The following is a 22560-nucleotide window of genomic DNA, read 5'->3' as shown; positions in this document are numbered from 1 at the left end:
TAGTTTTGGGGAAGCCCCATTGGACTTTCTTAAGCAAATCATGCCTCTATTGTAAATTACATTTCTAATTTTGCAAGCATTTTTTCTTTTCTTTCCAGCATTTCGTCGATTCTGGCTATATATTGTTCCACATCCTTGACATTTTCCACCCGTTCCAAACGGTTTTCAGAGGGAAATACCACCTTGGTGGTGGTTCCTGCCCCGCAGGCTGCAATGGTCTGTTTTTCTTCCATAATTAAAATATTATAGATGCAGGCTTTGCCTGGAAGGGAATAGCCCACGTTTTCAAAATTGCCGGCCATGTTTTTCTGACGGTAAAGATAATAAGGCTCCTGTCCCATGGCCCTGGTATAAGAAGCAGTCAGATCTATCATTTCCTGGGTATTTGTAATCTTTAAATCCCCGTATTTTTCCTTAAACATGTTAAGGCGGGCCGCCCGCTTAATAGCAAGGGAATGAACAGTAATTCCATCCGGACCAAGAGCCTGAATCTCCTCCATGGTGCGGACCACATCTTCCATATCCTCTTCCGGCAGGCCGATGATCAAGTCCATGTTGATGTTGTCAAAGCCCAAAGACCTGGCCATGTGAAACCGGTCCTTTACCATGTCTACGGTATGACGGCGGCCGATGAGATCCAGGGTTTCCTGTTTCATGGTCTGGGGATTAATGGATATACGGGTTACACCGTGGTGTTTTAAAACCTGAAGCTTTTCCAGGGTAATGCTGTCCGGACGTCCGGCTTCCACGGTAAATTCCTTGACTTTTGTAAAATCAAAGGTGGTTTTCAGCTTACTTATGAGCTTTTCTAAATGAAGGGAGGAAAGGGAAGTAGGCGTACCTCCGCCGATATAGACCGTATCAAGGGTCTTACCTGCCATTTTCTCCGCCGTATAATCCATTTCCTTAAATAAGGCCTCCAGATACTGTTCCATGCGCTTTTCCCATTGTCCGATGGGAAACGAAGTGAAGGAGCAGTAAAGGCAGGTGGTGGGGCAGAAAGGAATTCCTATATACAGGCTGTAGCCCCGGCTGTAATCAATGGAGGAAAGCAATTCCATCTCCCGGCCGGCAATCTCCAGGCTTAAATCTATTTTCCCGTCACTGGTCAAATAGGTATCTTTCATGTATCTGCGGACTTCATTTTCCGTATCCCCCTGGGAAAGCTTTGTCATGGCAATTTTAGTGGGCCGGATTCCGGTTAAAGTTCCCCAGGGCAGGGAGGTTCCCGTAAGCTCCCGGACCATGGCGTAAAGCATCCGCTTGATCCGGTTCTTGGTATCAAAGCGGTCAGAAAAGTCTGCCTCAATGGAGGAAGACCTTGTGATCCCTTTCTCAAAATCCTGAATGGTCAGTTCAAAGGCAGCTTCCCTTTTCCGTCCCCGGACAAGAAGGCGGTATGTCTCCGGCTGGCTTTCCTTATGGACAAACCCCTCTCCAGGATAAAAGGCCATCAAAAGCTCCCTGATATCCTGTTCAAAGGACTGGTCGTCTAATATTAATCCTATCATGTCTTTTCCTCATTTCCGCCCATGCTTTTTGGGCATACAGGGATACCCGCAGGATGATTTCCTCTTAATCCTTCCATGGTCTTGAACGCCCCGTTTTACCGGGCATAGCCGGACATCTGGAAGGTGCTTTCTATCCTCTGTATAATGCCGCCGGGTTGTGCACTTTCTCATGGCCGATGGTTGTCGCCTCCCCATGTCCCGGATAAACGAGAATATCCTCAGGCAGGGCAAAAAGCCGTTCCCTGATGGAGCTTAAGATCATGGACTGATTTCCCGTGGGAAAGTCCGTCCTTCCCAATGATCCTGAAAAAAGGGTATCTCCGCTTATGAGGACGCTTTCCTCTGGGATCAGATAGCAGACTGAACCTGCGGTGTGGCCGGGGGTAAACAGAACGTGAAAGGTCAGCCCTGCAAGGGAAAGAATGGCTCCATCCTCTGCATATTCGTCTGCACTGACCGTACATGCCTTTCCAAAAGCAGAGGACAGATTGACAGCCGGATCCTCCAACAGCCCCTTTTCCTTATCTCCGGCAAAAATCTTCACCTCAGGGAATGCCTCTTTCATATCTTTCACAGCCAGAATGTGATCAAAATGTCCATGGGTCAGTAAAACTGCCTCCGGTATCAGGGAAAGTTCTCTGCACATGTCCAGGATATATGTCCCGTCTCCGCCCGGATCCACGATTACCGCCTTTTTAATTGATTCACGGTACACCACATAGCAATTGGTCCCAAGCTGGCCTACAGGATAGGTCTTTATTCTGAAATCACTCATATCTTTATCTCCTAACTGAAATTGTCTTTATGCAGCTTTGGTGCAGATCCGGTTCCGAAAACAAAGAGAAAACTGCGTTATCCCGCAGTCCTCTCAATGTCTATGACCCCTTCGATTTGTCTCAGCTTATCCACCAGCTTTCTCAGTTCTTCCACGCCATGGGTATCAAAGGTCATGGTAATGGTGGCCTTTCCCTGCTTGTTGGTCCTGGAGTTCATGGAGGTGATGTCGATCTGTCTTTCTGTGAACACCTTGGATATGTCAACAAACATGCCGATCCGGTTGTTGGCAAATATCTTAATTTCCGCGGAATACCGCTCTTTGGTGTCATCGCCCTCAGCCTGCTGCCATTCCGCATCAATAAGACGATTCCTTTCGTCCTCCGGCAGGTTTAAGACATTGACGCAGTCTGTTCTGTGGATGGAAATTCCCCGTCCCCGGGTCACAAAGCCCACAATCTCATCTCCCGGCACCGGGCTGCAGCATTTGGAAAAGCGGACTGCAAGGTCATGGATCCCCTTTACCACGATTCCGCTGCCGGTACGCCTCTTCACAGGCAGCCTGCTGCTCATGTCCTCAATATCATTTAAAATGCTGTTGTCGGTCACATCCTTCTTAAGCTTCTTATTCCGCTCATCCACCATCTTATTGATGACCTGGCCCTCTTTTAAGCCCCCGTGTCCGATGGAAGCAAGAACGGATTCCCAGTCACGGAAGGCATAGCGCTTCATGACCTTTTCCTGGTATTCCGGCTTGTTGATCTCAGAATAAGTGATCCCCTTTGTCTTGCAGTAACGGTCTACCATATCCTTGCCGCGAAGGATGTTATCTTCTTTCAGCTCTGTTTTAAACCATTGGTTGATCTTGTTTTTGGCCTGGGTGCTCTTCACCACATTGAGCCAGTCCCGGCTGGGGCCCCGGCTGTTCTGGGAGATGATGATCTCCACCTGGTCCCCGTTCTCGATCACATATTCAATGTTCACTAATTTTCCATTAACCCTGGCTCCCACCATCTTGTTGCCTACTGCGCTGTGGATGGAGTATGCAAAATCAATGGGCGTGGAACCCGCGGGAAGATTCTTCACATCCCCTGAGGGGGTAAAACAGTAAACACTGTCGGAGAACAGATCTAAATCTCCTTTTACCATATTTAAGAATTCCTTGTTGTCGGACATGTCCTTCTGCCATTCCAGAATCTGGCGCAGCCAGCTTAACTTCTCTTCCTCTTTGCCTGCTGCCACCTGTCCGCTGCCGCTTTCTTTATACTTCCAGTGGGCGGCAATTCCGTATTCTGCTGTACGGTGCATCTCATAAGTACGGATCTGTATCTCAAAGGGCTGCCCGTTGTTTCCGATGAGGGTGGTATGAAGGGACTGGTACATGTTGGGCTTTGGCATTGCAATGTAATCCTTGAAACGGCCGGGAATTGGCTTATACATCTCATGGATCACTCCAAGGGCAGCATAACAGTCCTTTACGCTGTCCACGATGATCCGCACCGCAAACAAGTCATAAATCTGATCCAGGGTCTTGTTCTGGTTCACCATCTTCTTATAGATGCTGAAGAAATGCTTCACACGGCCATCCACCCTGCCTTCGATCCCGCCGGACTTTAAATGGTCCTGCACTTCATCCACAATGCTCTTTACAAAGGTTTCCCTGGCATCCTTTTTCAGTGATATTTTTTCCGCCAGTTCGAAATAGATCTCCGGCTGTAAATATCTTAAAGACAGGTCATCAAGCTCGATCTTGATTTTGGAAATACCAAGGCGGTGGGCAATGGGAGCATAGATTTCCATGGTCTCCTTTGCCTTTTCCTTTTGTTTTTCCGGTCTCATGTACTGAAGCGTCCGCATGTTATGAAGACGGTCTGCCAGCTTGATGATGATGACACGGATATCTTTTGCCATGGCCAAAAACATTTTCCGTAAGTTTTCAGCCTGGATCTCCATCTTATCCATGGACCAGGATATCTGGGTCAGCTTGGTGACGCCGTCCACTAAAAGCGCCACCTCTTCCCCGAATTCCGCTTTCAGCTCATCTAAGGACATGATGGTGTCCTCTACCACATCATGAAGGATCCCGGCGGCAATGGTCTCCTTATCCATCTCTAAATCAGCCAGAATAATAGCAACACAAAGAGGGTGAATGATATAAGGTTCACCCGATTTGCGCCTTTGGTCCTTATGCGCTTCATCCGCGATATGATATGCTTTTTCTATCATGGTGATATCATCGGAAGGGTGATATCTCCTTATGCTGTGGACCAGCTCTTCATAAAGTGCATCCGGGCTGGTAAAATCAGCCGGAGCCTCCAGATCTATATCCACTTTCCGCTCCCCCGGATGTTCCAATTCCAAAGCTGCCAAACTATTCTGTTCTATTTTTGGATTATCTGCCATTTACCGTCACCTTTTTTTGTAGCATTCCTGGTTTTCACCTGCTTTTAAACGTAGTTAACATTTATTATAATTATTTTTGTCGAAAAATGCAATTATTTTTTCTTTTTCCCCTTCTTCAAGGAAAGCCCCTTCCAGGGCATACCGGTTCATCTGCCTTAGATCTGCTTCTGTAAATCCCATGTGTTTCTTAATAAGTTCCGCTTCCTTTTCCAGGGTAGTATCTGAAACGGTCATGTTATCCGTGTTATAGGTGATCCGGATCCCCCTGTCATAAAAGGCCTTCAAAGGATGGTCCTCTATGGAGGGAACCGCCTTTGTCTGAAGGTTGCTGACCACACACATCTCTAAGGTAATCTTTTCCTTTTTTATAAGGTCCATACATGCCTCCGACCGGATTGCCGCACATCCGTGCCCGATTCTTTTTGCCCCGTAATGGACCGCCTTTACGATATTTTCATAATCTCCGCACTCTCCCCCATGGATGGTAAAGGGGATGCCCTTTTGTCCGGCCTCCTTAAAGAGAGGTTCAAAATGCTCCATGGGGATCATCCCTTCCGGCCCTGCAAGGTCCACTCCCACTACACCCTTCCCAAGATAGGCCTTGGCCAGTTCAAAGGTTTCCTCATTTTCCCGGTCCGCCCCGTTTACCATGGCGCAAAGAAGAATACCAGCCTTCATCCGGGACTTTTCTGTGCCCTTCTTCACTCCTCTTATGACCGCTTCCAGCACTTTTTCCTTTGTCAGTCCCTTTCCCGTATGAAGCTGGGGCGCAAAGCGGATCTCGCTGAGGATCAGTCCCTGGGAAGCCAGCTTCTCTGTCAAGTGACGGGAAGCCAGTTCCAGCGCGTCTTCTGTCTGAAGCAGCATTCCCGGCAGATCAAAGCACTTTAAATAATCCACCAGGCTTTCACAGTTTTCCCCTGCAACAAGGCTTTTCCTTCCGCCCTGCCCTTCAAAGTCATATCCAATCTGCGCCGCAAGCAGCCTTACCGTCTCAATGGATAAAGAGCCGTCCAAATGGAGATGAAGGTCTGTTTCCAATCGTTTCATAACGATCCCTCCTTCTGTTAATGAAAACATTTTATCATACTACGGGAAAAGTAACAATTATTTCATAACATACTCCGCCGCTTAATGGCATATTGGGGACCAACCAAATACTTACACTATTTCTATCCTGCCCAAAAGGAAGAACTTTTCTGACAATAAAATTAAAAACGTGCCCCATAAAAAAAGGGCACGTAAACCATATGTGAAAAAGGAATGCACATTGTCCTCCATCAGAGTATCATATGCAGTTCCGTGGAATTTCCCCTTTTACAGCCGAACTGCTTCAGCAATGGCACCATCGCCTCAAAGGATTGCCTGCTGTATTCATATGCCGCTATTTTATCGGCCCCATCACCGACTTCGTCCAGATCATAGGGATTTCGAAACGCTGCCATAACCATGGGGATCCTTAATTTTTCCAGCTCTTTTGCAAGGGCACTCTGTCCACGGTTAAGATGCCCATTGTAAGTGCCGATCACAAGATTCGTATATTCCTTTCTTTTTACCTTTTCCAGTATTTCGTTTATTTCCCCGGAATCCGGATCAATGGAAAAAGAATAGGCATCTCCTCCAAACCTTTCCTGCATAAATGCTGCAAACAGCAGATCATCCATTACACTACTGGAGGCCAACGTGGAACGATAAGCAAAACTGCTTAGAAATACAGGATTTTCTCCCAGCAGATGGCAATATTCCCTTTCCCGGTTGGTAAACCGTACGCTGTCGCGAAACAGTGATTTTACAAACTCCTGGGGATGCTTTTGGGATTTCTTTCCCGTATCTGCATTGGGTGACCCATATCTTTTTTTGTATGCAAGGATTCGTTCCACGGCATCGTCGATCCGGGACATGGGGATTTCACCGGATTCCACCGCCTTTTCTATTTCCCTTGCCGCTTCTGCTGCAAGGCCTGCCGTATGGGAAATAAAGATCAGATCCACGCCTGCCATAATGGCCTTTTTGGCTCCCAACGCAGTGCCAAAATATTCTTTAATAGCATTCATTTCCAGGCAATCCGAAATCACCAGCCCCTGAAAGCCCAGCCTGTTTCTTAAAATTCCCTGGATCATGGTTTCGGACATGGTTACGGGTAAATTTTCCTTTTCAATTTTGGGAAACAGAATGTGAGCAAGGGTTACGGCCGTGGCCCCGTAGCGGAAGGCTTCTTTAAACGGGATCAGTTCCTCCTGTTCCAGTTCTTCATAGGATTTCCTGATGCAGGGCAGGGAAAGATGGGAATCCACTGCCGTATCCCCATGTCCCGGAAAATGCTTTACCGAACACATGATTCCGGAATCTAAGTATCCTTTCACCATTTCACAGCCGTATTGGGTTACCACGGCACTGTCCGGTCCAAAGCTTCGCACACCGATTACCGGATTATCCGGATTGCTATTAATATCCAGAACCGGAGCCAGATTGAAATTGATCCCCAGCTTTCTTAATTCCTGCCCAGTAAGGAGTGCCGCTTCATATGCATTTTCCTTATTTCCGGTTTGTGCAAGGGCCATTGCTCCCGGTATGTTGACCGATCCTTCCGGAAGCCGTCTTACAACTCCCCCCTCCTGGTCAATGGTGATAAAGGCATATTCTCCGGTTTCTTCCTTGACCAGCTTTTGAATAGAATCACAAAGTGCCTTTAGCTGATCCCTGCTTGCAACGTTATGGGAAAATAATATCACGTTCCCCACTTTATACTCTCTTACCAGCCCTATTATTTCTTCGCTTAATTCCCCGGCAGGAAAACCGGCCACAATCATCTGTCCGATCTTTTGTTTTAATGTCATTTCTCCCATGGTCCTGTTATCCCTTTCATTCATATAGATGATATGCTTTTTTGCGTTCTGAAAACGCTTTTGCATCCCTTTCGAATCCGGCCAGCAATTCTTCTTTTGAAGCTCTTTTCGCTGTCAACTGATCCGACCCGAACAAAAGATCTTCCATTGGCCTGGTGCTTCCCTCATAAGGATCAAGAAAAGCAAAGCGGTCTTCATAAATGGTCTGAAAGACATCAAGAAGCTCCAGACCGCAAAGTGTGGACCGGAAGGTTTGGCTGTCAATAACGTGAATATGGATTCCTTCGCAGGCTTCTTCCTTAAACTTTGAAAAATACGGAGTGAAATAAGCCGGAGAAAACAACACGCCCGGAAGTCTTTTCTCTGTCATATGTTTCACAAGCTTACCTGCATCCACAAATGGCGCACCGATAATTTCAAAAGGTGCCGTAGTTCCCCTTCCTTCTGAAATATTTGTTCCTTCAAAAAGGCAGGTCCCTGCATACACCAGTGCAGTCTCATATCTTGGCATTCCCGGACTTGGCATCACCCACACATGACCGGTTTCCGGATGCATGGTATGCCTGTTCCAGCCCTCACAGGGAATTACCGTCAGCCGGCAGCCAAGGTTTTTCTCCTCATTTACCATAAGGGCCAGTTCTCCCACCGTAAGGCCATAGCGCATGCACAGAGGATATGCCCCTATAAAGCTTTCAAATCCCGGTTTTAAGCAGTTGCCCTCCACCTGATCCCCCAGAGGATTATAGCGGTCCAAAATAATAAGTTCCTTTTCAAACCTTGCACACTCTTCCAGTGCATAGATCATCGTCGATATATAGGTGTAATATCTGACCCCCAGATCCTGAATATCATATACAACAGCATCTACCTGATCCAGCATTTCCCTGGTCAGCCTCTTTGAATTTTTCCGGTACAGGCTATATACAGGCAATCCCGTATCCGGGTCCATGTAATTCTCAACATCCCCGCCTGCTCCTATATTTCCTCTGACTCCGTGTTCCGGCCCAAACAGGGCCGTTAGCCGGTACTTTTTATGAAGTATGTCGATAGTAGAATTTAAATGCCTGTCAACGCCTGAAACAGAAGTGACCAGACCCAGGCGTTTCCCGTTTAAGGCCTTATGCCAGCGGTCCACACAATCGATCCCGTTTTTTACCATATTGTCCCTCTTTACAATTCTGATAGCATCACCTTTTTTTGTTCCTGATCCATATCAAAGGCCTCCGCGTATTGGGTTCTTGCCAGACAGCCGTTTACCCTCATGAGATGTTCATAATACTCTTTATAGGGGAAGGATGGGCTGTGCATTGCAAACCAATGGGTGTCAATGGCCTTTTTCCATAGTTCAAATCCTTCTTTTGATACTTCCAGATAAATATATTTTTCAAAGCCTGGCGAATCTTCCCAGTTTTCCGCATAATAGGGTCCTTTTGCAAAATGAGCGCCGCATTCCCTTTCAAGCCCGGAAAGTCCTGCAAAAAACTGGGCATCCTTTACGATCCTGTGGGTCGTTTCATGATCTTTGTGCATGCTGTTCTTCCAATGGGTCAGCAATGCAGCAGGCCGGTATTTCCGGATTGCATCGCAAAGCTGAAATCTCACTTCCTCATTATCCGGCAATTCTCCATCTGTGTAAGAAAATACCACTGCCTCCCCTCCCAGCATTTCGGCAAAGGAAAGGGCTTCCTTTTCTTTTTGTATTCTGTATTCTTTTACCGGCACACCAGGCGGGTTCCCTCTTTCCCCGCCGGTCAATGCTACCGTAACGATCCGATAACCTTTTAATGCCATGGTTGCCAGAAATCCGCCGCTTGTCAGCTCCGCATCCCCCACATGGCCGCCTATTGCCATGATGCACTTTCTTTCCCCGCTCATCCGTCCTTCCATTCCTTTCTCATATCCGCCCAAGTCCTCACGATCCGGAAGCCTGCGGCCTCATAAATATTTCTTGCCGGATTATTCTCTCCGGTAAAAAGACTCATAAAATCTGCTCCCATTTCCTTTAAGCTTATGCACAGCCTGCAAAACAGGACCGTTGATATTTTTTTACCCCGGTAATCGGGATCCACGCCGATTCCGCAAAAATAACCTCTCCCCCTCTGTTCTACATCCAGCGGCCCTGTAAAACCGATCACTTTACCATTGTGTGCTGCGATCAGAATGGGGCGGCTGTTTTCTCCCTTTGCCGTCTCCCCCAGAATGTCTCTCTCCCACAAAGGATTATTAAACTTATGTATCATTTCCTCCATGCCGTAATGCCTGCCGGAATCATAAATTTCAATCCTAATGTCCTCTTTTTCCAGCTCCTGTAGGATGTCTGCCGCAAAATCCGGCACACCGTAGTCATCAAGAGCCAGATAATAGCTGTTCTGCATGGCATAATCACGGTACCTGCAATTTTTGAAAAACAGATAGGCATTGCTCCCCACATCCACTCCCGGAGCATTGGGATGATCCGCCGTTTTTTTCCCGGGAATATACCAGGAAAACGTCATAGGATTAAAAAAAACAATCTCTATCCTTGAAACTCCGCTTTCCTTCCGAAGTCTGTCTTCCAGATATGCAAGCATTGTTTTTCCGATTCCCTGTCTCTGCATTTCCTTTTTTACAACAATCATGGAAAGATAGGCCCTGTTCTCGCCGCCTAAGAAGCAGCCGGATGCAAATCCCCGGCCCTGTTCCTCCAGAATGGTGATTTTATATACCTCATCTGCCGGGTCTTCCATAAAAAACCTGCAAAAGGCACTCTGATTCTCAAATGACCGAAACAATACCTCTTTTGCTCTGACCGCATCTTCAAACAACTCATGGGCAGTTCCTGCATTCTCTTTATTCAAATCCAAAAATTTCATAGGAATCACTCCTTATGGCCGAAAAACTGAGGCAGATATTCTTTATGGGCTTCCAGCAGCTCATAAAGCACTGCCTTTGCTTCTTTCTGGGAACCCACCAGGGGATTGATCATAAGTGCCAGCAGGGCCATCTCCGGGCTTCCGGTGACCGCTGCCTGGCAGCCTGCTATTTCAAAGGATTTGATCTGCTGCAAAAGACCGTTGACCGTCCATGGCAGTTCCACGCCCTTTACAGGAACCGGTCCTTCTTTGGTGATCCTGCTGCTGACTTCCACGATTTCATGATCCTTGAAATTCTTTATGGCACCTCTGTTTACGGTGTTTACCACCTGAATATCTCCCCTGTCATTATAAATGGAATTGATCAGATTGCATGCTGATTCACTGTAATAGGCACCGCCCCGCTGTGACAGCAACTCCGGTTTTTCGTTCAGCCCCGGATCCTGATACTGCTCAAACAGCTTTTTTTCCACCTGTTCCACAAGCTCTGCTCTTGTCTCATGTTTTTCATATTTTTCCAGGGCTTCTTCTAAATATTCTTTTGCCATATAGTAATATCTGTGATAGGAGCATGGCAGCACTCCAAGCTCTTTCACAAAATCATTGTCCCAGGTGACTGCCTTTATATTCTTCACAACACCGCCGGCCCCCCAGTGGCTGACCACGTCTTCCGTTATGTCCTTTCCATCTGCTTCCACTTTGGTCACATAAACCATATGATTTAAACCGCCCATGGTGACTTTCACCTCTTCCATGGACCGGCCAAGCTGATCCGCCACCGCTTTATGCATGCCGTAAGGTACGTTGCACAATCCGATGGTCTTCTGAAAGCCGCTGTAACGGTTTACTCCCTCCATGACCATGCCCACCGGGTTTGTAAAGTTGATCAGCCATGCTTGCGGACACAGCTCCTTCACATCGTTACAGATGTCCAGAATGACCGGTATGGTTCTCATGCCCTTAAACAGACCGCCTGCACCATTGGTTTCCTGACCAAGGAGCCCATGCTTCAAGGGGATCCTTTCGTCCTTTACTCTGGCCTGGAGCTGCCCCACCCGAAGCTGGGTAACTACGAAATCGGAACCGGGAAGAGCCATTCTCCTGTCAAGGGTTGTATGGATTTTCATTGGGACTCCTGCCTTTTTTACCATACGCTTTGCAAATTCGGCTACAATCCGTAATTTTTCCTCCCCCTCAGGGATATCTACCAGCCACAGTTCCTCCACTGGCAATGTTTCGTACCTTTTTAAAAATCCGTCCACCAGCTCCGGTGTGTAACTGGACCCTCCTCCGATTGCCACGATTTTCACACCTTTTTTCATGACTGAACGCCTCCTTCTTCGCTTTGCAGCAATAAATACAGGGCTCCTATTCTCCCTGCCATGTTTCCCTGTTCACAGGCCTCTATGGCCGTATATGGTTCCAGATGGGGATACAGGGCATATACCGCTTCTTTCATATCTTTTATAAATATCTCATTTTCACTGATCCCCCCGCCGATCAGCAGTATTTCAGGATCCACCGTGACTGCAAAGTTGCCGATCACCATTGCACCTTTATAAAGCCATTCCCGGTATACCCGGTTAATATCCGGGTGGTCCAGATGGCTGAAAATATACGATCCGTCCACTTCCCTGCCAAGGATCTCTGATACCTTTCTGACCAGAAGAGAGGTTGCTCCTGCCCCTTCCGCCACCGGCTTTCCATCCACATCCCGGATGCCGACTCTGGTAAAACCCACCTCACCGGATTTAAAATGGCTGCCCCGGTATAATTCCCGGTTTATGATGATGGCACCGCCGATCCCGGTCCCAAAGGTGACCATACAAATATCCTGGTATCCCCGTCCTGCTCCCCCCATCATTTCTCCCAGTGCGGCACAATTGCTGTCATTTTCAAGCACTACGGGAACGGGATATTTCCTGTTTATCTCTTCTTTTAGATGATAGGCCCTGAAATTGGCCCCAACGCTGAAATCCGTATTTTCTCCTGTCACCGGATGGATAAAGCCGCCCATGCAGATTGCAACGCCGCTTATCTGGTCCACATAGGTTTCCACGATCTCCATAAACTGCCGGAGGAACTCTGGCGGCAGTTTTTCCGTTGGCCTGCTTCCTTCATGAAGAACCCGGTATTCCGGATCCATAAGGCTGTATTTTATGTAAGTGCCTCCTATATCAATTGCCAGGTATTTTTTCATATCCGTTCCTTTCCGCTGTCTCCCGTAATATGATCCTGATGGCTCCCTGGGCAGCTTCTCCTCTCATCTTCATGATTTCCAGCCGGGGAAACCTTTTTTTCGTCTTTTCACAAAACAGGCCGTATATGTTATTATTTTTCATCAAGACATTTCCTCCCTTTTTCCTTCTGTTATCCCTTCACCGCACCAACCGTTACTCCTTCCAGAAAATATTTCTGCAGGGTAAAGAACAGAATAAACATGGGCAGTGCTGAGATGGTTGCCCCTGCCATCATGGGTGAGAAATAAGTGGTATTTGCAAAACTGAAGTTTTTAAGTCCCACCTGAATGGTCTGCATCTGCTCGTTGTTGCATACGAGAAACGGCCAGAAAAAGGTATTCCAACTGCCCATAAAGGTCATGATCGCCATAACGGATAAAATTGTTTTTGAAATAGGCATCACTATTTTTATCAGGATCTGAAACTGATTGCAGCCTTCTGTTCTTGCCGCTTCCAGAATGGAGGTGGGAAGAGAGGAAAAGAACTGCTTTGCCATAAATACGTTGTAGCAGGTGACCAGAGACGGCACGATCAATGCGGTATAGGTATCTGTCAGCTTCAGCACATTGGCTACCAGTATGTACAATGGAACCTGTGTGACCTGATAGGGCACCATCATTGCAAACAGCAGCAGAAAAAATAATATTTTACTTCCCGGAAACTTTATTTTAGCAAATGCATATCCTGCCATTCCGGCAAAGATTACATTGCTTACTGTAACAGTACCTGCAACGATCATAGAATTTACGATCCATCGAAACGAGCTTTTGCTGAATCCAAAAAAGAATTTATAGGAATCCAGTGTTACATATTTGGGGATCAGAGAATAACTGGCTGCCCCGGCCTCATTTGGCGCTCCAAAGGAAGAGATGACCATGTAATAAATCGGAAACAGAGTCAGGATACCTAACAGGAGCAGGACGGTTGTCATTACACTGTTTCTTAACACTAATCTGTATTTTTGATCGTTTCCATATTGTCTGAATAAACCCATATCAACCTTCCCTCCTAGTACTCTATGTCTACTGCCATTACCTTAAACTGGAAGATCGCAAAGACCGCAATAATTCCTGCCAATAATAATGCCTGTGCACATGCCTCCCCATAGTTAAAGTATTTGAAAGCATTGTTAAATATCAGCAGCCCAACCATAGTCGTGGCATTATCCGGCCCGCCTCCAGTCATTAAATACGCCGTCTGAAAGGCCTGAAACGCATTGATCACTCCGGTTATTACCAGAAAAACAGTGGTCGGCTTGACCATGGGCCATACAACGTATTTGATTCTCTGGAGAAAGGTCGCTCCGTCAATATTGGCAACTTCATAATAGGTGGGATCAATCCCAAGCAATGCGGCCACATAAATAATGACAGTAGAACCCATGCCTGAGAATATTGTCATGATAATCAGGGAGAGCATGGCTGTTTGAGAACTGCCCAGCCAGTTCTGATTATGGATCCCAAATGCACGGATCATTGAATTTAACAAGCCGCTTGGCAAAGGATCAAAGATCCACTTCCATACAAACGAGAGGGCGACTCCTGATGCAATCCCGGGTAAATAGAACACCGCTTTAAAAAATGACTGGCTTCTTTTCTTAAAAGGAACCAATAGAATGGAGATGATGAACGCCATCATAATGGAGATGGGCACTGTTATGGCCGTATACACGACCGTGTTCCAGATGGATTTAAAGAAAAGTCCGTTTTTTAATGTGTTAATATAATTGGCAAATCCCACAAACTCTGTTTTTAAGGGCTTATAGCTTTGAAAGCTTACAATCGCCGCCTGTACAACAGGGTATAAGGTAAATATAATAAATGACACAATGGGCACGAATACGAAAACATATCCCCATTTGGCATCATTGTTTAATCGCTTTCTTCTCTTTGCTGTTTGCATACTCATTCCCTTCTTTCTTCTTTCCTTCTTTCCTTCTTTCTAAAAAACATCATAATCCCGCAGATAAGAAATGGGCATTGGCACCTGTTACGATTACCAATGCCCATAAGTCATGAAATCCTGTGGATTCTATTTCCCCTTAATCCATGACACAGCCGTCCTCACCAAACGCCTCTATTGCAGCTTTTTTAATGGCTTCCTGCATCTGCTCCGGAGTAATTTCTCCTGCTAACAGGCCCTGGAATTTGGGCAGAATAACCTCTTCCTCAATTTTTATGGCCTTTGCCCCTAAATCAGCCGGGATGTCAGGTCTGGCTTCCGCCACCTGGGAGGCAAGATTTTTAACTGCATTTGTGTTATTCTCATTTTTGCCTTCAACAGGAGTAAGGGACGCAAATGCTTCCTCTCCGGATTTGCATACAGGGCTGATATAAAGCTCCTGGCAGGTCTCTGCTGCTCTTTTTCCGCTTGCCAGGAAATAGGCGGCCTTTGCCACATTCTTTAAATGTTCCGGATTTGGTTCATCTTTCCCGCGGAAACAAACATATCCGTCTACCGCTCCCTGAGCCTGCTGTTTATTTCCCCGGAACGTAGGAACCGGCAATACGACGTATTCCACTTCCTGGCTTCCTTCTACCGCGCTGCCGTCTTTTGCAGCCAGCTTTTTATTATTATCGGTAGCAGACTTTTCAAAAACTGACAGTCCTTTTCCGGTGATCATGGTCTGCCCGGTCAGGAACATGTTCCATCGTTTCCCCGCATCCACGGAACTTAATTCTTTTGGCATGGAGCCATCGTCGATTAAGTCTCTGATGTCCTTTAAAAACGGTACCAATTGACTGCTTGTGTATGTATATTTCAAATCCTTGTCAAAAGCAGCAGGCATACCTGCATTTTTTACAAAAATCGAAAAATAATCCTTTGCCGCTACGCCGGCGCAGGCATACACAAAGCCGTACCTGGAATAGCTGTCTCCGCTCTTTACAACACCTTTTTTGATGGCTTCCCGAAACTCTTCATAGGTCCAGCCGTTTTCCTGGACTGCCTTCCAGTCAATACCTGCTTCCTCCAGCATTGCCTTATTTCCGCCGATTGCCTGCACCTCCACATAAGCAGGGAATCCATACAGTCCGTCACCGTTTTTGAAATAGTTAATAATGTCCGGGTTATAATCTTTTATCATTTCCTCATCAGCATATTGGGAAATATCTACCATCATTTCCGTGTCCAGATATTTCGTAATCCCACTGGAACCGATGAATGCAATATCCGGCGGAGATCCTGCGTTTACCTGAACATCCAGCTTTTCCTTAATGTCTTCCCAGCTTGCCGTTGTGATCTGCAGCTCCACATCAGGATTAGCTTCATTAAATTCCTTTGCATATTCCACCAGCTTATTCTGATAGGACGCAGAAACAGGCGGCAGCAATGCCTTAACAATGTCTTTTCCACCGGCTTGCTGTACCGCAGTCCCCTTTGAGGTATTTCCGCAGCCTGCCAGCGTACTGGCAATGATGGCTGCCGCCAACAGTAGAGATAGTTTTCTTTTTTTCATTTTTTTCCTCCCTTATTTTATATCTGATTGTATGTCTTATTTATTTTTTCCAGGTTTTCATCAAAATGCAGGGAAGACCGATTTCTTTTCATATTCCTCCTCAAACGTCTTCCCCTCCTCCCGATTTGTCTTCATTATACATTTGTGCACTTTTTTGTCAACGAATCTCCATTATTACGAAATCTTATTTCACACTTTGAAACAAATTATCAAATATCGCCATTATTCCTGATGTTTTTTATGCATTTTTTCCATTTCATATTTCATTTGTGCACTTTTATCCTTACAAACTGATGGGAAGCCTTTTTTCATCACCGGCAGATCCATTTTATCCGGATTTTGATTTACCATAAGCATCTCACCGCCTCTGGTTTGATACTTTTATAACACAAAAAGCAGGCCAGAAAGTCTGTATATATAACCATTTCTGACCTGCAAAAGCAACAAAGTCCGGGGCAATTACAGCCGCGTTTTTAACAGCATTTCAGATACCCGGCTCCGCCAGTATGGCGCCCATTAAGACCATGGAATCAGCCCGTCGAGCTTTGTATTACCTGATTTGTATTACCTGATTTCTATTACCTGATCTGTACTACTCCATCCACAATCCACTCTCCATTTGCATTGACAGTGTAACCGTCTGGGGTGACGGCACTCTTAAACATAGCGCCATATTTGTATTGCGTTGCCTGAATATCCGGATTAAAGTAGTAACATTTCCCGTTAATCCATTTCCAGCCCATAACCATAGCGCCGTATGAGCCATCATGATTTTCGCTCATGTAGTACCAACTGCCATCTCCGTCCAGATACCAGCCTGAAATCATATACCCTTCTGTATCGAAGCGGTACCACGACACCTGACCATGATAGGAACACTGATACCATTCATTTTTCGCATGTGTTCCATCTTTCTTTACAGCCTGCCAGCCTCTGTCATTCTGTTTCCATTCTACATTGGGATTGCGTTCAGCCGTGCTGCCGGAATCTTTATCTCTGTCTGAGCCGCCGGGACGGTCTGGTTTTTCAGGAATTTCTGGCTTTTCAGGAATTTCTGGTTTTTCAGGAACTTCTGGTTTTTCGGGAACTTCTGGTTTTTCGGGGGTGTCTGGTTCTTCTGCAAGTTTCACATCGTCTCTGTCACGAATTCGTATACGAGACACAGAATCCTCAGAGTCACCTATGACAGTTCTGGATGAAAGTCCTTCTGCAGACATATATGCACCGATTTCCAGACCCTTTATCACCTTATCCTTAGTAATATATCCGTCGATGAATATTCTTGCGGGTTTCCCTGACTGATCCTGCAGCATAATCGTTTCTACCAGATTATTCGGCGCATCAATGGAAATAACCTTGCCGCTTACCATGACTAAACTACCCAGGTTTTTGCCCTCATAAGCTTCTTGCGTGGTTTCCTTAACAGGCTCTGGAAGTTCCTTTATATTCGCATCAATTACCATAACCTTCTCTACTGCAAGCTGTCTCTCTCCTTGATAAGAAGAAGTTTTTCCAAATACCCTGATGGTCTGGCCCGCTCTTATATCTCCGGATACAGGAAAAAGATTAATTCCGCCAGTATGATCCTGCACATAGATACTATCGAAGAAAGCAGTCTCTTTATCATAACCGGAAGCGTTGGATGTAGCTATGCCTTCGATAATAAACCGCTCGCCTTCACCGGCCGCCTGCACTTCCTCAATAGGCGTGATCTGCAATTGATTCGTCTTATCTAACAAATTCGCCATAATCTGATAGTTGCTGTAATCATTGGTGGCCGCACTGTCAAATGTCAGTTGGAAATCGCTCATAGTTGAACATCCTGATAAATACAGTGTAGATGATTCGCCATCGCTAAAATAAAGCTCCTGAGTCGCTGCCAATACAAAACGCCCGTCTAATTTCGCCAATGCATCTCCAGATAATCCTACGCCGTCTTTATCCAGGCTTTTCGTATCTGCCGGTGCGTATACCAGAGGTGCCGCTCCTGACGGCAGTATGGCGCTGTCACTGACTGGATTTCCACTTTCATCCACTGCATAAATGTCCGCATTGCCATAAGTGTTGAATTTAAGCCCTGCCTCCACTCCGGCCATATATGGGTTCAGCAGATTATAATCGGTGCTCAGGATACCAATCACTCTGCCGTCATTGCTGGCAGCGCTCTGTAACTCATCATCTGCAAAACGGAAGGCACTTCCAAGAGTTTCCAGTATCTTGTTCTGCTGAGCCGACATATGATCCCCTGCCTTGGACTCATCACCTTTAAAACCATCATATGCCTCATAGGTATCACTCCAGGCACAGACCATAATCGTCTTGCCGCCTTTTTTGGCAAAAGCTCTGACAGCCTCAAGCTCTTCCTCTGTATAGTTCTTATAATCCTCCCGCAGCTTGGTACCATCCCGTCTGGAAGGTGCATTTAACAAAAGTCCAACATATTTGTCGTCCTTTAAAGCGGCGATCAGTTCCTCGCTGGTGTTAAGGGTGACCATCCTGATATTGTAATCTCCCGCTAAGGTGGTGAAATTTCCCATACTGTCCTTATAATTTCCATTCACATATTCATTATAATGACTGGCATCTATCCCAAAATATTTCATCTTTGAACTGTCACGTACATCTATTTCCAGAGTAAAGCTGAATATCTTACGATCACCTTCCAGTTCCATTTGAGCGGTAACTTCTATTTCATTTACTCCTACCTTATCAAGTATAAACGCTTTGTTTACCGTGTAAGTTCCAAATGACTTTAAACTCACGTTCAGTTCTTCACTTTCCAGCACCTTATCACCGGTTTTAAATGTCAGCCTGGTCAGTGTGGCATCTGATTCTTCATTATTGAAAGCTGTGACTGTAAACTTCACCGGCTCACCTGTCACTGGTACGTCTGTATCACAAGTGAAGGAAGATATGCCTGCTTTTGCTGCTGAACCATACCACACAGGAGCCGTTACGGCGATATTTTTATCCGCCTGAGTGACACGTATGTAATAGTATCCTTTCTTTGCAGGAAGCTCAAAGGTGAATTCTCCACTATTTCCGGTGCCTTCTTTTTTTCCTGCTATTGCGCCGCCATTTGTTACTACTTCAACACTTTTGATAACATCTGACGGATCTGGGTCATCCACGCTTACGGAAATATTCAATGTCTTTACATCATCTGACACATCTAAGATACTTCCCATAAGCTCATCATTCAAAGTATACATGATATTTAAGTTTTTATCTTCTGTGGCGTATACACGCATGTCTTTCAGGGCATTTAAAATTCCTGTCTCTGACAAATCATCTGTGAGGACGACTGTCCTGGCCGTATTGGCATTGCCCCAACGCCCTTTATGGTTATCCTGATTATTGGCGGGTGCTATGTGCCAGCCCTTATCCAATGCTTTCGTATATTCACTGTAACTTGGGAAATATCCGCCTGAGCCGATAGAGCCTTCCCCATTGCCAACTTCTACTAAGACCATTTTGGCATCTCTGGCCGGTGTATAGTATGCAAAATCTGAAAATGTACCAAACGTCTTGCCCGGGTGGTTGAACTGTGAAAGATTCGCCAGCGGGTCTGGATCAGCGGTCAGAATGTCGTAGTATGCCTTCATACCTGCATCATTTTTCTTGTCATTAAGCGTGGTATTGTTGCGGCTGACCAGTCCTGATGAGCCAAATGTATTGATGTGTCCGGGACCGCCGGACCAGGTCATCTCGAAACCGGAAAGGGCCTTTCTGGAACTGGTTTCGTTAAAGGTTCTCGTCTGCTCCCTGTATTCCTCCCATATGGCCCTGCTCTCAGATGTCATAAGAGACGGGTCATTAAGAGCCTCTTTCGGATTAGGTGCATCTTTTGTATCAAAATAGTTGGAATGATCTGTAAAGGATATAAATTGTACATTGTCTTCTTCCGGTATACTGGCAAGATAATTAAGACCATCTTTGACCGACCCGGAACCATCGGAATAGTTCGTATGCCCATGAAGCTGTCCGAAATACGCGGTAAAGGCAGACTTGCCTATGGTGAATTTCCAATTGTCGGTAAAAGACACTTTATCTTCCCGAAGGACTGTCACCTGTACGTTATAATTGCCGTCTTCCAGCACCTGGGGAGAAAAAGCATAGGTTGCTCCGTCAGCGGCTGTCTCCTTGAGATTCATAGCCTGGCCTGTATAAATGGCTGTGCCATCTGTTTTATTGAGAGTGAGACTCACCGATGGGTTATTTCCAATATTGGTCAGTTTGATGGAAATTTCAGGCGCTTTCACGTCTCCTGTCGCTTTATTTCTCTCAGGAGTAACCGACAGCACCTGGGGTTTGTCATTAATAGCGATGGCAACAATCCCACTCTCTGCTTCGAGACCGGTTTTATCTTTTGCTTTGAATTTTATGTATAAGGCCTGCTGTCCTTTAGCAAAATTTTCTGCCGGAATAACAGCCTCATAGCTGTTGGTATCCTGATTAAATGTCATGGACAGTGACTTGCCCAGCGTATCCTCTGTGGAGCCAAAAAGAACCTCCACACTGGCCACGCCCACATTGTCCCTGACCTGGACGGATATGGGATACTCCTGATCCGGTCTTGCATCAATATAGGTGCCTAAGGTAATGACTGGCGGTTTGATGTCATTTTTCACATAATAGACAGGAAAACCATTTTTCTCTTCTGTGCCTGTGTATAGCTGAATGGTCTGATTATACCTGCCTATCATGGCAGTTAAATCCACTGTCTCTCCTTCTTCCACACCTTCCGGATATGGAGCTGCCTGATAAATATTAATCGTGCCTGTTGCATCAGTTACAGGCGTACTGCCTGATGTATTGAGCTTGCCAAGTGTAACATCCTCGATCAGAACAACTCTGTTAACAAGTCCGCTTTTCTCAAAATCAGCGGTATCTGCCATGGCTTTTATCTGATTGATGGTATACGCCACAGGCGGTATGGATGCCTCATCCTGTTTAGCAGCGATTTTTGCTTTATCTTTCGTAGATGTTATCTGCGGCATACCATAGCGGATCTGGTAATCTCCCGTGATTTCCAGTATATCACCTATCCTGGCGTCATCGGGCGCCGCTCCATAAATATAGATACTGTACTGGCTGCCATCTATTACGGACTGGAGCACCGGATTTCCATATGTAGTGGCCAGATATGAAAGTTCCCCTATAACAGTCACATCTTTTGTGTTCTGTCCCAGCGCCAGCACATCTTTAATGGTCATCACTTCGCCGGCTTCACGGACTGTATAGGAAAGCACAGCTATTTCACTGTCCTCCAGTCCTTCCTTAACTGCGCGGACATAGTATGTAACCGGTTCATCAATCACCAGCTTGTCATCCTTTGAATATGTGATCCATTCTCCGGCAGTCTCAGACTCCGTATTATACTCTATCGCAGCATCCGATGTAGCCGTAGAAAATGTGAGCTGCGTACCTTTCAGTACCTGTCCGGCAGACGGTGATGCAACAGGCGTGCTGCATTTTGTTTCTTCCGGATCAGTCCCGCCGCCTTCCTCATAGGAGCTGTTGCGGGGCTCAGGCGTTCCGATCTTGAAATCAGCCTTGTTGTTGTCGCTATCCACTGCCGGGTCCTTACGGATAGCAGCGGTAGAATTTGACATTGCAGAGGTGGGCTCTGTCTCATACTCCTGAGCCGTGGTGTTAATTCCTACCAGATCAACGTAATTCTCATCATCTTTACCTGTCAGTTTCTCACTGCTCTTAGACAATGCCGCCGCACCTTCTTTTGCAGCCATTTCTATAATGCCTGTGGCATCGGGGGATGGAAGTTCCGGCGCATCCCCTGCTCCATCCGCTTCCTTTATCAGATAATAGCCTCCGGCTTTGATCGTGCCTGTAAGTGCAGTTATCCGCTTACCGTCTGTGCCGGGATTATAGTTGCTAAACGAGTTCTTAGCCAGCCACTGCACAGACCACCCCTCCAGGCTCACATCTTCATCCGTGGGGTTGTACAGCTCAATAAAATCGCTCTTATATACAGCGCCGCTATTGCCGCCGCCACCGTATACCTGGCTGATCACTACGTGGTCTGCCAGACTGCTGTCTTTGAGTACGGCCTTATCTTCTCCCGTATCCTTAACACTGGCTCCCTCTTTTATATCGGCCGTATCTCCTTTATCTCCCGTATCTCCCTTATCGCCCGTACCTTCTTCCACCTTTTCGGGAATCTCTGCATCCGTGTCCTTGTCCGCCTCACTGGGGCTGGCTCTATCCACCCCCCTGCTGGAACTTTCTGCCTCATACGCCTTTGGCAGGTTAAAGTCTGCCTCAATTGCAAAACCAGGTACGACTGACATATTCATACACATGGCAACTGACAGAAACAAACTTAACAGCTTCCTCAAGTTCATAAATTCTTTTTTCTCCTTCCATTTTTTATGGTATTATCTAATCTAACCTTATTATCATGAATTGGAAAAAAGTACCAATTCAACATATAATTTTAATATAAAATATGTGAAT

The 22560-nt window shown here is 46.2% G+C and carries 15 protein-coding genes; all 15 read right to left on the bottom strand.

Annotated features, from left to right (window positions below; translation table 11 throughout):
* Positions 1-56: 56 nt before the first annotated feature.
* A complete protein-coding gene (hemZ, locus tag ACYVD3_RS12735; protein WP_460642896.1) occupies positions 57-1511 on the bottom strand; it encodes a coproporphyrinogen dehydrogenase HemZ in 1455 nt (484 codons plus the stop codon).
* 130 nt (positions 1512-1641) lie between these two features.
* Entirely contained in the window at positions 1642-2286 is a 645-nt protein-coding gene (locus ACYVD3_RS12730; protein WP_460642895.1) for an MBL fold metallo-hydrolase, read from the bottom strand.
* Positions 2287-2363: 77 nt separating this feature from the next.
* Complete coding sequence (locus tag ACYVD3_RS12725; RefSeq protein WP_460642894.1) at positions 2364-4688, bottom strand: RelA/SpoT family protein; 2325 nt, start codon at positions 4686-4688, stop codon at positions 2364-2366.
* A gap of 54 nt (positions 4689-4742) precedes the next feature.
* Positions 4743-5738: an adenosine deaminase gene (gene add / locus ACYVD3_RS12720; protein ID WP_460642893.1), complete on the bottom strand. Its 996-nt coding sequence runs from the start codon at positions 5736-5738 to the stop codon at positions 4743-4745.
* A gap of 230 nt (positions 5739-5968) precedes the next feature.
* Entirely contained in the window at positions 5969-7558 is a 1590-nt protein-coding gene (gene nagZ, locus ACYVD3_RS12715) for a beta-N-acetylhexosaminidase (RefSeq protein WP_460642892.1), read from the bottom strand.
* Positions 7551-8693, bottom strand: coding sequence for an exo-beta-N-acetylmuramidase NamZ family protein (locus ACYVD3_RS12710; protein WP_460642891.1), 1143 nt, complete (start codon positions 8691-8693; stop codon positions 7551-7553). The genes nagZ and ACYVD3_RS12710 overlap by 8 nt, the downstream gene beginning before the upstream one ends.
* 11 nt (positions 8694-8704) lie before the next feature.
* Entirely contained in the window at positions 8705-9409 is a 705-nt protein-coding gene (locus tag ACYVD3_RS12705; protein WP_460642890.1) for a PIG-L deacetylase family protein, read from the bottom strand.
* Positions 9406-10386: a GNAT family N-acetyltransferase gene (locus tag ACYVD3_RS12700; RefSeq protein WP_460642889.1), complete on the bottom strand. Its 981-nt coding sequence runs from the start codon at positions 10384-10386 to the stop codon at positions 9406-9408. Before ACYVD3_RS12700 ends, ACYVD3_RS12705 begins: the two co-directional genes overlap by 4 nt.
* 5 nt (positions 10387-10391) lie before the next feature.
* Positions 10392-11708: a 6-phospho-beta-glucosidase gene (locus tag ACYVD3_RS12695; protein ID WP_460642888.1), complete on the bottom strand. Its 1317-nt coding sequence runs from the start codon at positions 11706-11708 to the stop codon at positions 10392-10394.
* A complete protein-coding gene (locus ACYVD3_RS12690; protein ID WP_460642887.1) occupies positions 11705-12586 on the bottom strand; it encodes an ROK family protein in 882 nt (293 codons plus the stop codon). The genes ACYVD3_RS12695 and ACYVD3_RS12690 overlap by 4 nt, the downstream gene beginning before the upstream one ends.
* Positions 12564-12728 (bottom strand): hypothetical protein, encoded by a 165-nt coding sequence (locus tag ACYVD3_RS12685; protein WP_460642886.1) that lies wholly within the window; start codon positions 12726-12728, stop codon positions 12564-12566. The genes ACYVD3_RS12690 and ACYVD3_RS12685 overlap by 23 nt, the downstream gene beginning before the upstream one ends.
* A gap of 28 nt (positions 12729-12756) precedes the next feature.
* Entirely contained in the window at positions 12757-13620 is an 864-nt protein-coding gene (locus tag ACYVD3_RS12680) for a carbohydrate ABC transporter permease (RefSeq protein ID WP_460642885.1), read from the bottom strand.
* A 14-nt stretch (positions 13621-13634) separates the two neighbouring features.
* Positions 13635-14528, bottom strand: a complete 894-nt coding sequence (locus ACYVD3_RS12675) for a carbohydrate ABC transporter permease (protein ID WP_460642884.1) — start codon at positions 14526-14528, stop codon at positions 13635-13637.
* Positions 14529-14667: 139 nt separating this feature from the next.
* Positions 14668-16083 carry an ABC transporter substrate-binding protein gene (locus ACYVD3_RS12670; RefSeq protein ID WP_460642883.1) on the bottom strand — a complete coding sequence of 472 codons (1416 nt, stop codon included), beginning with the start codon at positions 16081-16083 and terminating at the stop codon, positions 14668-14670.
* A gap of 578 nt (positions 16084-16661) precedes the next feature.
* Positions 16662-22448: a CehA/McbA family metallohydrolase gene (locus tag ACYVD3_RS12665; RefSeq protein WP_460642882.1), complete on the bottom strand. Its 5787-nt coding sequence runs from the start codon at positions 22446-22448 to the stop codon at positions 16662-16664.
* Positions 22449-22560: the final 112 nt, after the last annotated feature.

It is taken from the genome of Lacrimispora brassicae (assembly GCF_054772055.1).
Note: the sequence above shows the minus strand (reverse complement) of the source record. Positions and strands in the feature narration are given on the sequence as shown.

Excerpts from the sequence above, each read along its gene's own strand:
- hemZ (WP_460642896.1), bottom strand. The coding sequence starts at position 1,511 with ATGATAGGATTAATATTAGACGACCAGTCCTTTGAACAGGATATCAGG.
- ACYVD3_RS12730 (WP_460642895.1), bottom strand. The coding sequence starts at position 2,286 with ATGAGTGATTTCAGAATAAAGACCTATCCTGTAGGCCAGCTTGGGACC.
- ACYVD3_RS12725 (WP_460642894.1), bottom strand. The coding sequence starts at position 4,688 with ATGGCAGATAATCCAAAAATAGAACAGAATAGTTTGGCAGCTTTGGAA.
- add (WP_460642893.1), bottom strand. The coding sequence starts at position 5,738 with ATGAAACGATTGGAAACAGACCTTCATCTCCATTTGGACGGCTCTTTA.
- nagZ (WP_460642892.1), bottom strand. The coding sequence starts at position 7,558 with ATGAATGAAAGGGATAACAGGACCATGGGAGAAATGACATTAAAACAA.
- ACYVD3_RS12710 (WP_460642891.1), bottom strand. The coding sequence starts at position 8,693 with ATGGTAAAAAACGGGATCGATTGTGTGGACCGCTGGCATAAGGCCTTA.
- ACYVD3_RS12705 (WP_460642890.1), bottom strand. The coding sequence starts at position 9,409 with ATGAGCGGGGAAAGAAAGTGCATCATGGCAATAGGCGGCCATGTGGGG.
- ACYVD3_RS12700 (WP_460642889.1), bottom strand. The coding sequence starts at position 10,386 with ATGAAATTTTTGGATTTGAATAAAGAGAATGCAGGAACTGCCCATGAG.
- ACYVD3_RS12695 (WP_460642888.1), bottom strand. The coding sequence starts at position 11,708 with ATGAAAAAAGGTGTGAAAATCGTGGCAATCGGAGGAGGGTCCAGTTAC.
- ACYVD3_RS12690 (WP_460642887.1), bottom strand. The coding sequence starts at position 12,586 with ATGAAAAAATACCTGGCAATTGATATAGGAGGCACTTACATAAAATAC.
- ACYVD3_RS12685 (WP_460642886.1), bottom strand. The coding sequence starts at position 12,728 with ATGAAAAATAATAACATATACGGCCTGTTTTGTGAAAAGACGAAAAAA.
- ACYVD3_RS12680 (WP_460642885.1), bottom strand. The coding sequence starts at position 13,620 with ATGGGTTTATTCAGACAATATGGAAACGATCAAAAATACAGATTAGTG.
- ACYVD3_RS12675 (WP_460642884.1), bottom strand. The coding sequence starts at position 14,528 with ATGCAAACAGCAAAGAGAAGAAAGCGATTAAACAATGATGCCAAATGG.
- ACYVD3_RS12670 (WP_460642883.1), bottom strand. The coding sequence starts at position 16,083 with ATGAAAAAAAGAAAACTATCTCTACTGTTGGCGGCAGCCATCATTGCC.
- ACYVD3_RS12665 (WP_460642882.1), bottom strand. The coding sequence starts at position 22,448 with ATGAACTTGAGGAAGCTGTTAAGTTTGTTTCTGTCAGTTGCCATGTGT.